At 72.4% G+C, this 13,228-nt stretch carries 10 protein-coding genes and 1 tRNA gene; 7 read left to right on the top strand and 4 right to left on the bottom strand.

From position 1 onward, the window contains the following. Positions 1-156: 156 nt before the first annotated feature. The 4 genes from ABZ635_RS04485 to ABZ635_RS04470 all read right to left on the bottom strand — a co-directional run bounded on the left by ABZ635_RS04485 (position 157) and on the right by ABZ635_RS04470 (position 4,421). Positions 157-1,887 (bottom strand): bifunctional 3'-5' exonuclease/DNA polymerase, encoded by a 1,731-nt coding sequence (locus ABZ635_RS04485; protein ID WP_357758801.1) that lies wholly within the window; start codon positions 1,885-1,887, stop codon positions 157-159. 64 nt (positions 1,888-1,951) lie between these two features. Next, positions 1,952-2,872 (bottom strand): 2-hydroxyacid dehydrogenase, encoded by a 921-nt coding sequence (locus tag ABZ635_RS04480; RefSeq protein ID WP_357758798.1) that lies wholly within the window; start codon positions 2,870-2,872, stop codon positions 1,952-1,954. Positions 2,873-2,957: 85 nt separating this feature from the next. Further along, positions 2,958-3,800: an RNA methyltransferase gene (locus ABZ635_RS04475; RefSeq protein ID WP_357758795.1), complete on the bottom strand. Its 843-nt coding sequence runs from the start codon at positions 3,798-3,800 to the stop codon at positions 2,958-2,960. A gap of 33 nt (positions 3,801-3,833) precedes the next feature. Continuing rightward, positions 3,834-4,421, bottom strand: coding sequence for a hypothetical protein (locus tag ABZ635_RS04470; protein ID WP_357758792.1), 588 nt, complete (start codon positions 4,419-4,421; stop codon positions 3,834-3,836). 441 nt (positions 4,422-4,862) lie between these two features. On the opposite strand from ABZ635_RS04470, the gene ABZ635_RS04465 reads away from it, so the two are divergent. The 7 genes from ABZ635_RS04465 to ABZ635_RS04435 all read left to right on the top strand — a co-directional run bounded on the left by ABZ635_RS04465 (position 4,863) and on the right by ABZ635_RS04435 (position 13,145). Beyond that, positions 4,863-6,596, top strand: coding sequence for a substrate-binding domain-containing protein (locus ABZ635_RS04465; RefSeq protein WP_357758789.1), 1,734 nt, complete (start codon positions 4,863-4,865; stop codon positions 6,594-6,596). Between the two features lie 238 nt (positions 6,597-6,834). Then, positions 6,835-8,637, top strand: a complete 1,803-nt coding sequence (locus ABZ635_RS04460) for a substrate-binding and VWA domain-containing protein (protein WP_357758786.1) — start codon at positions 6,835-6,837, stop codon at positions 8,635-8,637. Positions 8,638-8,800: 163 nt separating this feature from the next. After that, positions 8,801-9,418 (top strand): hypothetical protein, encoded by a 618-nt coding sequence (locus tag ABZ635_RS04455; protein WP_357758783.1) that lies wholly within the window; start codon positions 8,801-8,803, stop codon positions 9,416-9,418. Positions 9,419-9,525: 107 nt separating this feature from the next. Continuing rightward, positions 9,526-11,421, top strand: coding sequence for a DUF2510 domain-containing protein (locus ABZ635_RS04450; protein ID WP_357758781.1), 1,896 nt, complete (start codon positions 9,526-9,528; stop codon positions 11,419-11,421). Positions 11,422-11,495: 74 nt separating this feature from the next. Continuing rightward, complete coding sequence (gene orn / locus ABZ635_RS04445) at positions 11,496-12,146, top strand: oligoribonuclease (RefSeq protein WP_357758778.1); 651 nt, start codon at positions 11,496-11,498, stop codon at positions 12,144-12,146. A 67-nt stretch (positions 12,147-12,213) separates the two neighbouring features. Continuing rightward, positions 12,214-12,289, top strand: a tRNA-His gene (locus tag ABZ635_RS04440). A gap of 310 nt (positions 12,290-12,599) precedes the next feature. Then, positions 12,600-13,145: a hypothetical protein gene (locus ABZ635_RS04435; RefSeq protein WP_357758775.1), complete on the top strand. Its 546-nt coding sequence runs from the start codon at positions 12,600-12,602 to the stop codon at positions 13,143-13,145. The last annotated feature ends 83 nt before the right edge of the window (positions 13,146-13,228 follow it).

Below are 13,228 nucleotides of genomic sequence, written 5' to 3'. Positions count from 1 at the left end.
GGAGTCGCTGCGGCGCACGGCCTCGAAGACAGGGTCCGCGTCCAAGAATGGGCGTACCCGAGCGTGTTGGCAAGACGCCCACGCCGTCCGATACCGGACGTCCACCTATCAGCCGCTTGTCCGTTCACTGAGGGAATCGCGTCTTTCGGCCGCGTCTCACCTATCGGCATAACAGTCCGTAACCGACACGGACAGGGGGAAGCGGACCGGGGTGTCCCCGAAGAGGGTCTCCCGGGTCCGGACCTCGGCGCGGTCGATCGCGCGGACCGTCTCCTCGGCCAGCTCCCGCGGGACGTGCGCCACCACCTCGTCGTGGACGAAGAAGACGATACCTCCGCCCTCGGGGAGCGGCGGGAGTTCCTGGCGAAGCGCGGCCAGCAGGACCAGCGCCCACTCGGCGGCGGTGGCCTGCACCGCGAAGTTGCGGGTGAACCGTCCGTGAGCGCGACGTCTTCGGTCGCCGTCCGCGGCCGCGACGGTGGCCGACCAGTCGTGCGGTGCTGGCGAGGTACGGCCCAGCCACGAACGGACGATGCCGCCGCCCTCACCGGTGCGAGCGGCCGCGTCCACGTACTCCAGGGCTCGGGGGTAGAGGCGGCGCAGGGTGGCCAGCAGCGGCGCGGCGTCTCCGGAGGTCTGTCCGTACATGGCGGCGAGCAGGCCGATCTTCGCGCGTTCGCGGTCGTCGCCCACGTGCACGGCCAGCCGGGCGTACAGGTCCTCCTCGGCCGCCGCGGACGCCAGGGCGTTGTCCCCCGAGACGGCGGCGAGCACACGGGGTTCGAGCTGACCGGCGTCGGCGCGCACCAGAACCCATCCCGGGTCGGCCCGCACGGCCCGGCGCACCGACCTGGGGATCTGGAGGGCGCCGCCGCCCCGTGTGGCCCACCGCCCCGACACCACCCCTCCCACCACGTAGTCCGGGTGGAAACGGCCCAGGCGCGGGCCGCCGGGGTCCGCACCGGGCAGCTCGCGCACCCACGTCTCCAACCACGACCATCCGTTGGCGGAGTACAGGCGGGCCAGCTCCTTGTACCGCAGCAGCAGCGGTACGAGGGGGTGGTCCACCCCCTCCAGGACCCAGGAGCGGGTGGAGGCGACCGGGTGGCCCACCCACGCCATCGCCCGCAGCACCTGGGCCGGTGAGTCCGGGTTGACGTCGTGCCCGACCACCTCGCCGATCCGGGTGACCAGGTCGGCCAGGACCGTCGGCCGCTCTCCGGGTCGGGGGCGGGGACCGAGGATCTCGGTGAGGACGCGGTCGTGGACGTCCGGTCGCCAGGGCAGGCCGTCGTGACCCATCTCGACCGCGGCCAGGGCGCCCGCCGACTCCACCGCCGCGAGCAGCGCCATGCGCCCGGGCTCGGGAAGCGCGGCGACCCGCCGCCGCTGGTCGTCGTGGACCTCCACCAGGGCGGCGAACCGGTCGGTCCCGGGAGGCAGGGTGGAACGGTCGGCCTCGAACAGCGCGGGCTGGGCGGCCGTGCCCTCGCCCAGCGGCCGCACCGGGTCGTCGGGAACCGGCAGGTCGCGCAGGCGGGCCCAGGCCGCGCCCAGGGAGCGGGGTTCGGAGTGTCGGGCCGCGTACCCGAGCAGCAGGGCCTCGGTCAGGGCGACGTCGTGGCACCGAGCCACCCGCACCCCGGCCCGGACCAGGTCGGGGTAGACGTCGCAGGTGTCGGCCCAGACCCAGCGGACGGGCGCGGAGGAGCTCTCCCGCTGGTCCGGGGCCGGGTCCGACACGGCCGTGACGGGCCCGGCCCGCTCGATCTCGCGCACGGCGGCGGCGAGGTCGTCCACCCGGCGCGGCCGAACCGGCCCGGCGCCCTCACCGAGCTCCCGCAGCCATCCCCCGCCGTCGCCGTCGGCGACCACCGCGATCCGCATGACCCCAGTGTCCTCCCGGACACCGACAATCGGCATCCGGCGCACGGGCGCCGACGCCGGTGTCTCAGCTCCCGGGGCGCACCACGTTGGCCAGGGGTTCACCCGCGGCCCAGCGTTCCAGCTGGGCGTCCACAAAGGCGCGGGCACGCGGGTAGAACGCCGCCGAGCCCCCGGCCACGTGGGGGGTCAGGTACACGCCGGGCGCGTCCCACAGCGGGTGGTCCACCGGCAGCGGCTCGGGGTCGGTGACGTCCAGGGCCGCGCGCACCCGACCGTTCTGGGCGATCAGTGCGGCGGTGTCCATCACCGCGCCCCGGCCGACGTTCACCACCAGGGCGTCGTCACGGAGCAGCGCGAACTCGTCCGCGCCGAACAGGCCGCGCGTCCGTTCCGTGAGCGGGGTGACCAGCACCACCACATCGGCCTCCGGCAGCAGGGCGGGCAGTTCGTCCACCCCGTGGACGTCCTCCTCCGGGCGGGCCCGGCTGGCCACCCGCACGACCTCGGTCTCGAAGGGCAGCAGACGGCGCTCGACGGCCCGCCCGATGCTGCCGTAGCCGACGATCACCACGCGCGAGTCGGCCAGGGAGCGCTGCGGGACCGATCCCCAGCGGTGTTCGCGCTGGTCGACGGCCCACCGGGGCAGGTCGCGCTGCGAGGCGAGGATGAGCGCGAGCGTGTGCTCGGCGGTGCTGGCGTCGTGCAGCCCGCGCCCGTTGCACAGGGTCACGTGGTCGGGCAGCAGGTCGAGGACCTGCTCGTACCCGGCGGAGACCAGCTGCACCACCCGGAGCTCGGGCATCCTCGCGATGACGTCCAGCCGCTCGTCCACACCCTGCGTGGAGGGCGCGTAGGGCACCTGGTAGAACGTGACGTCCTCCAGCCCCCTGTCGGGGGCCGGTCCCCCGGTGTAGAGGTCGACGTGGAGAGATCGGGGCGCGTTGTCCCTGTTCTGCTCCCACTGCACCAGTACTCGGCCGCCCATGTCGCGCGCCCTCCTTCGGCTCGGTCCGTGTCACCCGACACCCTAGGGGCTCGGTGGTCGGGTGACACGGACCGGTCCGCCCTCCTCAGACCCGGTGGTCGCGGGCGGGCACGACACCGATGCGCGACAGCTCGTAACAGGCGACGGCGGCGGCCGCGGTGACGTTGAGGGAGTCGACGTCGCGGTCGGCCATGGGGATGTGCACACGGGAGGTGGCCCGCTCCAGCCACCGTGCGGACAGGCCGTCGCCCTCGGTGCCCAGCAGCAGCCCCACGCGGGCGTCGGGCGCCAGGGCGTCCATGGCCTCCCGCAACGGCAGCGACCCCTCGCCGGGGGTGAGCGCCATCAGGTCGAACCCGGCCCCGCGCAGGGTGTCCAGGCCGCCGTACCAGTCGTCGAGCCGGGTGTAGGGGAGGGTGAAGACGGCGCCCATCGACACCTTCACGGACCTGCGGTACAGGGGGTCGGCGCAGCGCGGCGCCAGCACCACGGCGTCCACTCCCAGACCGGCGGCGCTGCGGAAGATCGCGCCGACGTTGGTGTGGTCCACCAGGTCCTCCAGCACCACGATGGCGCGCGCCCCGGTGAGGACGTCGTCGAGCGAGGGCAGCGGTTTGCGGTGGAACGCGGCGAGCGCGCCCCGGTGCAGGTCGAAGCCGACCAGGCGTTCGGCGGTCTCCTCGCTCACGACGTACAGCGGAGCCTCGGAGGAGGCGACCACGTCGTCCAGTGCGCGGGCCCGCCGTTCGGTGAGCAGGAAGCTGCGGGGAACGAACCCGGCGTCGGCGGCGCGCCGGATCACCTTGTCGCCCTCGGCCATGAACAGGCCGTGCTCGGTCTCCAGGTGGCGGCGCAGGTTGACGTCGCGCAACCGGGTGTAGTCGGCCAGACGCGGGTCGGCGGGGTCACTGACCCTGATGGCATCCATGGTCAGCGATTATCCCGTGCGGCGCGGGGTGGCTCAGCCGATCTGTTCCGTGACGGCGCGCAGGCGCTGCCAGCGGGCCTCCTCACACGAGCCCTTACGGGAGAGTGTGGTGTCGATCTCCTCGCCGTCCCAGGTGCCCTCGATCGCCGCCTCCTGGGGGCCGTACACCTTGTCGGTGCAGACGGTGCCCTCGCGGACCTCGGTGAACAGCTGGTCCCCGGAGGCCGTGGGGGCGCCCTCGTCGTCGGCGCCGGCGGGCTCGGTGGCGGTGGGGTCTCCGGCGAGCTCGGCCGCGGCCTCGGCCATGACGGCGCAGGGCTCGGGGTCCTCGGCCAGGTTCCCGGTGCAGTTCAGCGTCTGCACCCAGGCCAGGCCCCGGTCGCTGACGTTGATGCGCAGGTGCCCGACCGGGCCGTCGAGGTCGGTCGACTCCTCCTCGGGTTCGATGACGCTTCCGAGCACCTCGGGGGTGCTGACGTTCGTCGTCTCGACGTCCTGCGGCGGCAGCATCGAGGGTGCCACCAACACGGCGTAGGCCACCGCGCCGGCACAGCAGGCTCCGGCGAGCAGCACGGTACCGACACTGCCTCGGCTTCGACGGTCACTGTGCGAATGGGACATGCCATAACCCTCGGGGGTCGATTGGTCACGGGGGGCGAACGCCACGCGCGACGCCCCGTTCTCGGGGCGTCCGGGCAAGCGGACGCCAAGTATCGGTCAAGCGAATACCGGGGCAATGGTAGCCCGGAGTGAACACCGGCACCCGTCGGGCGCCGTAACAAAGCGATCACCGACCGCACCGGACCACCCCGCGTGCGGGCCCTGTGAGCCAGACCACCCCTCCCCTTCCGCTCTCGCGTTACCAACGAGTAAGGTCCTGGTGAGGAATCGTTCGTGTCCGACCGGTCGGTTGATCACATCCACGGGGTGTGACGCCCTCCGCCCCACGATGGTTCTCACCGATCCGCCGCGCGCCGGGCGCCGACCCCCGCGACCGCCCCCGAAGACCGGTTCCCGGCCGCTCCCCGGCCCGGGACCGGAGCCCACACCCCCGGAGTTCCCGTGTCCAGTGGACGCCACCGCCACCCCTCACAGACCGCCGCCCGCACCCGCCGGGCGGTGACGTCACCGCTGGGAGTGACCGCGATCGTCGTCGCGCTCATCGCCGTCGCGGCGATCGCCGTACCGGTCACCCTCAACGCCCTGGGCTGCGGCGAGACCCGCTACCTCCGCGTCTCGACCACCCAGAGCGTCGCCCCGGTGATGCGCGCCGCGGCGACGGAGTTCAACGCGGACCGGCCGAACTACGGCGGACAGTGCGTGTTCGCGCAGGTCGACGAGATCGCGCCGCACCGGATCATGGCCGCGCTGACCGGCGGACAGCCAGCGGACTCCACCATCGCCCCGCACGTGTGGGTCCCCGAGTCCTCCGCCTGGGTCGAACTGGCCCGCGTCTCCGACGGCGGGGCGCGCGGCATCGAGACCGATCCGCCCTCCCTGGCCAGTTCACCGGTCGTGCTCGCCGCTCCCCCCGGCACCGAGGGCATGCCGGACCAGGACGACGCCAGCTGGACCATGCTGCTGCCCGACGCGCGCGACCCGGACCGGCCCGTGGTGATGGTCGACCCCAACCGGGGCGCCGACGGTATGACGGTCATGCGCGCGATCCGCGAGCACCTGGGCTCCGGGGACGACGCAGACACCGCCATGACCGACTTCGTGCGCGACGTCCAACTGGACAGCGCGTTCGGCGAGATCGACCTGACCAACGTCTTCACCGGCTCCGCGGCCTCGAACGACCGCGTGGACCCGGTGATCGCCGTGCCCGAGCAGGCCGTGGTGGCCTACAACGACCGCCGCGCGGACTCGGCTCCGGCCCTGCGCGCGCACTACGTCGCCGACGGGACGGTCAACCTGGACTACCCCTACGTCACCGTGGCCGAGGACACCGCGCTGCGGTCGGCCGCCACCGACCTCTACGAGGTCGTACGCGGCACCGAGTACCGGGAGCGCCTGCGCGAACTGGGCTTTCGCGACCCCAACGGCGAGGCCGCCCCGCCCCTGGCCGACCGGTCCGGCGTCATCGCCGAGCCGCCGCCCGCCGGGGCCCCCCTGACCGGCGACGCCCTGCTGGCCTCGGTCACCGACTGGAACCGGCTCTCCATGCCGTCCCGGACCCTGGTGCTGGCCGACGCGTCACAGAACATGGACGACGACCTGAACGGCGGCCCCCGGCGCATCGAGGTCGCCAAGCAGGCGGCTCTGATGGGGCTCGGCCTGTTCCCCGACGAGACCGACATGGGCCTGTGGCTGATGTCGGAGGGCTTCGGCGACGACGGGCGCGAGGAGTCGGCGGACCTGCACCCCCTGGGCGCCGCCGACGACGGCGACGTGACCCGGCGCCAGGAGATGGTGCGGGTGGCCCAGGAGCTGGAGGTCGAGGGCGGCGGCTCCCGGCTGTACGACAACATCCTGGCCGCCTACGACGAGGTCCAGGCCAACTACCACGAGGACAAGATCAACAGCGTCATCCTGTTGACCGCCGGACAGGACGAGGGGTCCAGCGACCTCACCCACCAGGAGCTGGTCGCGGCGTTGCAGGACCGGTTCGACCCCCAGCGCCCGGTCACGATGTTCGTCATCGCCTTCGGGCAACAGGCGGACGGCCCGGAGCTGGCGCAGATCGCGCGTGCGACCAGCGGATCGTCGTTCGTGACCGAGGACCCGGACGAGATCGGCGACATCTTCCTGAGCTCGATCTCCCGGCGGCTGTGCGTCCCCGACTGCGACAACTGATGCAGCCGCCCGATCCCGGCTCGGGCCACCAAACAGGACGAAAGCCCCGGACCTGCCCCTTCACCCGAACACGGACGTTCAGTAACGTTCCCCCAGGCAACACACGCTAGGCCAGGCGGCAGGACGCCGGTCGCCGCGCACGGACCACCCGTGACCCCGTCAACGGGTGCCCGTCACCCCCGAACGACCCCATCCCCCTGTACGACACCCGTCCGTACACCACCTCGTGAGGAAAGCTGTGGGACGTCACCGCGGAAAGTACGCAGAAGGACCCTCGGACCGGAGCAGGCGCCGCAAGGGGCGCGGCGGCGCCGTCGCCGCCCTCGCCGCCGCGATGGTCATCGTGGTCGGCCTCGCCGTGGCGGGCGTGTACGCGTTCGGGCGGGGTGACGGGTGCGGTGGCTCCGACATCGACCTGGTCGTCGCTGTCAGCCCGGAGCTGGCCCCCGCCCTGAGCGAGCTCGCCGACGACTTCAACGCCGAGGAGCACACCGTCGACCAGCGGTGTGTGCGCGCCGACGTACGCGAGGCCGACTCGGCCAACGTCGCCTTCCAGATCACCGGCGCCGGCGCCACCACCGGCGACACCGACTCCCACGTGTGGATTCCGGACTCCTCCCTGTGGCCCCGCCTGGTCCAGGGGCAGGCCGGAGACGCCGTGATCACCGAGACCGGCACCTCCGTGACCCGCACCCCCCTGGTCGTGGCCGAGCTGTCCGAGTTCGCCGACGACCAGGACGGCACCACCTGGGCGGACGTGGTCCCCACCACCGCACCCGGCGACGAGGCCGAACGGGTCGTCCGCGTGGTCGACCCGACCCGCAGTTCCAGCGGCCTGGCCACCCTCTATCTGCTCAACGGCGCCCTGGAGGAGGCCAGCCCCGACGCCGACACCTTCAACGCGCACATGACCGCCGCGCTCCAGGCCCTGCACCGGGGCGCCTCCGCCGACGAGGGCTCGGCCTTCCTGGCCCTGAGCGGCGGCAGCTCCGAGGCCCCGCCCGTCATGGTCATGTCCGAACAGGCGGTGTGGCGCTACAACACCGGCCACGCCGACGCCGTGGCCCAGCCCAACTACCTCGACGACGGCACCTACTTCCTCGACTACCCGTACATCGTGCGCAGCGATGACAGCGAGATCACCCGCGCCGCCGAGGAGTTCCGGGCGGCGGTGCGCTCCGACGCGGCCGTGGACCTGTTCCTCGGCGAGGGGTTCCGGGGCCCCGAGGGCGAACTCGACGACGGCGTGCTGACCGCGGACGCCGGCTTCGGCGCGGACGTCCCCACCGAGCTGCCCGCCCCCTCCGACGGCTCCGTCAGAGAGCTCACCCGGTTCTGGAACCAGCTGAAGATGGACTCCCGGGTGCTGACCATCGTCGACGTTTCGGGGTCCATGCTGGCCGAGGTGCCCGGCACCGGGCTGACCCGCATGCAGGTGGCGGGCGCGGCCTCCGCCGAGGGCCTACAGATGTTCTCCGACAGCTCCGAACTGGGCCTGTGGAAGTTCTCCACCAACGTCAACAACGCCCTCCACTACCAGGAGGTCGCCCCGATCCGCGAGCTCCAGGCCACCGGCGACACCGGGGAGGAACACCGGGACGTGCTCGGCGCCGCCCTCCAGAGCATGCAGCCGCTCCCCGAGGGCGACACCGCGCTGTACGAGACCTACCTGGCCGCCTACCAAGAGATGTCACGCACCTACCGCCCCGACCGCACCAACGTGATCCTCATGCTCACGGACGGCGACAACGACAACCCCGGCGGCATGGAACTCGACGAGCTGATGTCCCAGCTCGAATCCATGGCCAGCCCCTCACGGCCCATCCCGATCATCACCATCGCCTTCGGGCCGGACGTCCAGAACCTGGAGCCGCTCCAGCGGATCGCCGCCGCGACCGGCGGCGCGGCGTACATGACCGAGGACCCGACCGAGATCGGCGACATCTTCCTCCAGGCCTTCTCCCTGAGGATCGTCGGAGACGAGGAGGGCGCCGAGGGTGCCGACGGCGCGGAGGACGCGGAGGACGCGGACGAGGGGTAGCGGGGCCGCGGTTCCGGAACAGGAGGTGACATGACCCTGTCCCCCGGCTCCCGACCCTGGACTTCTCCACCCCGGTCGCGTACCACGGGAAGGGTCCGGACACGGGCCCCGGCGCCCCGCCCGGACCGACGGGCCGCAGGGCCGCAGGGCCGGAGGGGGTTCCATGGCGAGAGCGTGGATGGCCGGAGCCGAGAGGATCGCCGGGGCGACCGTGCGGACCGCGCCGGGAGTAGGCGCTCCACGCGCCGTCTGGACGGTGACCGGAACCGACCCGGAGACGTGGTCGGCGCGCGAGGAGGCGCTCCGACTGGTCCGTGAGGGCGGGGCCGCGCACCTGGTGTGGAACCCGCGGACCGGTGCGGTCGCCCAGGCCCTGGCCGCGACCCGCCGGAGCGGCCTCCCCTTGGGTAGCACCCCCTGGTCCGGCCGGGAACTGGACCACGGCGACGAGGGTCGCGTCTGCCTCGTGGTCGCGGTGGTGTCCCCGGAGCACGAGCCGTTCACCGACGGCCCGCTGGCCGGGCTGGAGCCGATCCTGGACTGGCTGGGATCGTGGGGCGTCCCCCGTACATGGCCCGCCGGCCCTCCCGGGCGGGAGCGCGCGCACCGGCCCGGCACGGCGGAGCGTGCCCGCGCGTGGTCCAGGGGAGGCCACTTCGGCCACGACCAGGTGCCGGGCTCCACCTCGACCGCACCGGGACGGGTGGACCCCGAACACCTGCTGGGCTCCCGGCGAGGAGCGTCCACCCACGCCCCACGCCCCTGCGGACACCTTCGGTAACCGCTCGGGCACGCACACGCAACACCAAACGGAGCAAAGGCCCACCACTGTGGAGAATCGGATACCACTGGTTAAGTACAGCTCCAAAACCCCTTAGTCTGTCGCCCATGGGTGGATCTATCGAGCCGGGTTGGTACGCCGACCCGCAGGGCGACGCGCAGACGCTCAGATGGTGGAACGGTGACGAGTGGACGAGGCATACCCGTTCGCTGAGCGAGCTCCAGGGCGGCGCCGACAGCGCCGACGAGGAAGCCACCACCTACCTGGGCCAGGACGGGGACCCCTCCCCCGACGACGAGGAGGGAACGGTCCGGCTGGGGACGACGACTCCGGCTCCGATCAACGACGATCCGAGCACCATGCGCATCGACCCCTCCTGGGCCCGGCGCACCCCCGACCCCGCCCCCCAGACCCCGACCACCCCCTCTGACGAAGAGCCCAGCACCGTCCGGATCAACCCCGCATGGGGCCAGGACGCCTCACCCCGGCAGTCGCCGTCGCACCCCTCCCCCACCCCGGTCGGCGACGAGCCCAGCACCATGCGCATCGACCCCTCCTGGGCCCAGCGGGCCCCCGCCGCGCACACCGCCGACGACGAGCCGACCGCCGACATGGGCGACGTCGGCGCCACGATGCGTGTCAGCCCCTCCGACCTGCCCGGCGCCCAGGACGAACCGCCCACGGTGGACCTCACCGACGACGAGGTGCCCACCGCCAACCTGACCGGCGACGACATCGGTGACACCCCCCGCACCGCGGTCTTCGACCCCACGTCCGTCAGCGAGACCCCCCGCACCGCCGTCTTCGACCCCAACACGATCGGGGACACCCCGAGCACGGCGGTGTTCGACCCCCACACCGTCGGGGACACCCCGAGCACGGCCGTGTTCACCCCCGGCGGGGCGGCCCCGGGCGGTCCGGCCCCCGGCGGAACCGCCGTCTTCGACCCCAACGACCCGATGTTCTCGGGCGGGGGCGGCGACGAGGACGACCGCAAGGGCGGCAAGTTCAAGGGCTTCCTCGGCAACCTGAAGGAGGGCTGGGCCGACCTCTCCGAGGAGCGCAAGGAACAGCGCCGCCACGCCGAGGAGGAGGCCGCCAAGAAACGCGAGGAGGAGCGGGTCCTCCGCGAGGCCGAGGCCAAGAAGCAGGCCGAGGAGGCCCAGCAGCGGGCGGAGGAGGAGCGCAGGCGCGCCGAGGAGGCCGCCCGCAACGCTCCCGTCACTCCCCCCGGCGCGGTACCTCCGGGCGCGGTCCCTCCGGCCGAGGGACCCCAGTCCGCTGGTGTCCCGCCGGTGGGCTGGACCCCGCAGAACCCGGGGCAGCCGCAGGGCGCCGGTCAGTCCCCGGCCCCGGGACAGCCCCAGCCGCCTTCCGGACCCCACCAGGCCCCGGGACAGCCCCAGCCGCCTTCCGGTCCCCAGCCCGGGTTCGGCGGCCCCGCCCAACCCCCGTCCGGCCCGCAGCCGGGCGCCTTCCCCGGTCAGCGTCCACCGACCGGACCGCAGCGCCCGCAGCAGTACGCGCCGAACCAGCCGTCCTCCGGCCCCCAGCCCGGCTTCCCGCCGCACCAGCAGTACGCCCCCGGGGGCTATCCGCCGCCGGGCGTGAACCGGCCCCCGATGCCGCCCCACGGCCTGCCTCCGCAGGGCCCGCCGCCGCAGCGGTTCGGTCCGCCCACCGCGGGCCACGGCCCGCACGGCCCCATGGGGGGCCCGCCCGGGCCCCCGACCGGCGGCCAGTGGGGTCCGCCCCCCGGCGGCCCCAGGGGCGGCGCCCCCTACGGCGGCCCGCCCAACAACCCGTACGGCCCACCGCCCGCCCCGCCCAAGCCGCCCAAGAAGAAGGGCGGCTGCGGTTGCGGCTGCTTCTTCTTCGTGCTGCTCTTCCTCGTCGTCCTGTTCATGGCCTACCTCCAGTTCTGGGACGTGTGGGACTGGATGTACGACATCTTCGGCGTGGGCATGCCCCAGGGCGGGTCCGACCCGTTCGTCTGGGACTAGCGCACCGCGACCGGGGGCGGCGGGTCGACGACCCACCGCCCCCGTCGGCGTCCACAAGCCCTAAGCTGACCGGTATGAATGACAGTTTGGTGTGGATCGACTGCGAGATGACCGGCCTCGACTTCGAGAACGACGCCCTGATCGAGGTGGCCTGTCTGATCACCGACGGCGAGCTGAACATCCTCGACGAGGGTGTGGACGTCGTGATCAAGCCCCCGCAGGAGGCTCTGGACCGGATGGGCGACTTCGTCCGGAACATGCACACCACGTCGGGGCTCCTCGACGAACTCGACAAGGGCGTGACGCTCCAGGAGGCCGAGGACCGCGTCCTGGAGCACATCCGCCAGTACGTGACCGAGCCCCGCAAGGCCCCCCTGTGCGGCAACTCGATCGCCACCGACCGGACCTTCCTCGCCCGGGACATGCGCCGCATCGACGACTTCCTGCACTACCGGATGGTGGACGTCTCCTCCATCAAGGAGCTCCTGCGCCGCTGGTACCCGCGCGTCTACTACGCGAGCCCGGAGAAGAACGGCGGCCACCGCGCCCTCGCCGACATCACCGAGAGCATCCGTGAGCTGCGGTACTTCCGCGCCGCGGCCTTCGTGCCCGAACCCGGACCGAGCTCGGCCACCGCCCGCGCCATCGCGGCGGAGGTCGGGGCGGACGGCACCGGTCTGGTCGCACGTGACGCGGCTCTCCACGACCCGTCCCCGCAAAACTGATCGAAGCACTCCCCGGAGTCCGCTAAGATTTCATACGTACGCAGGGCCGCGAGGCCAGGCGGACGTGGTGGGTGTAGCTCAGCCGGTAGAGCACTTGGTTGTGGTCCAAGAAGTCGCGGGTTCAAGTCCCGTCACTCACCCCAGAGGCTCAAGCCCCTGACCAGCGAGAACATCGCAAGGTCAGGGGCTTTTGCGTTGTCGGGGGTGCACCGGAGGGTGCACGGGACCCGCGACCTAGACCGGTGAGTGCGCACCGCCCATCCCGTCACTCACCGATGTGGCGGGGGTGCACGCCCGTGCACCCCCGAACCGGACCCGCCCCGAAATCGCACAGACCCGCCACATACGGGCATCGGTACATCCGTCGGGCACCCGTCCTGGCCTGCGCAAAGATCTTCGAGGACCTTCGCGGATTCCCTTCGCTTTGGCCCGCACCCAAGCGATGCTCCACCCATGGCAACCATCAACCAGTGCACCCTGGCCGACGGACGCTCCCGCTACTGGGTCAAATGGCGGCTCGGCGGAACCCGTGGCGGAGCGCCCCAGTCCGAGCCCTTCGACACCCGCGCCGACGCCCACACCTTCAAACTCCACGTCGAAGCCGCCGGACACCACTGGCCCGAGAACTGGATCCCCCGCCAGAGCTGGGCCGAAGGCTGGGTCCCCGGCCACGGCTGGATCAACACCTCGCAAGACGACGAGCCCGAGGCCGAACCCGTCATCTTCGCCGACTTCGCCCGCGAGCTCATCGACTCCATGACCGGCATCGAGGAACGCACCCGCGCCGACTACCACCGCGAACTCGAAGTCCATCTGATCCCGCACTTCGGGCAGGTGAACCTGCGGGACGTCACCCAGCTCAAACCCAAGGACGTCCGCGCTCTACGCACCGGCCTCCCCGATCCCAAGGCCTCCTACTGTTTCGTGCCGGGTTCTTTAGAGGCTCTGGTGTGTCCTGCGTTCTTCGGAGTCGGATTTCTGGATTCGGGGACCACGTGACCTCAAGGAGGCATCGTGGGACGTCGTGGATACCCGACCGAGTTCCGGCGCAAGGTCTTGGACTTGGTCCAAGCCGGGCGCAG

The organism is Nocardiopsis sp. NPDC007018, from assembly GCF_040635075.1.
GTDB lineage: Bacteria > Actinomycetota > Actinomycetes > Streptosporangiales > Streptosporangiaceae > Nocardiopsis.
The sequence above is the reverse complement of the archived record's forward strand: the minus strand, read 5'-3'. Positions and strand labels throughout refer to the sequence as shown.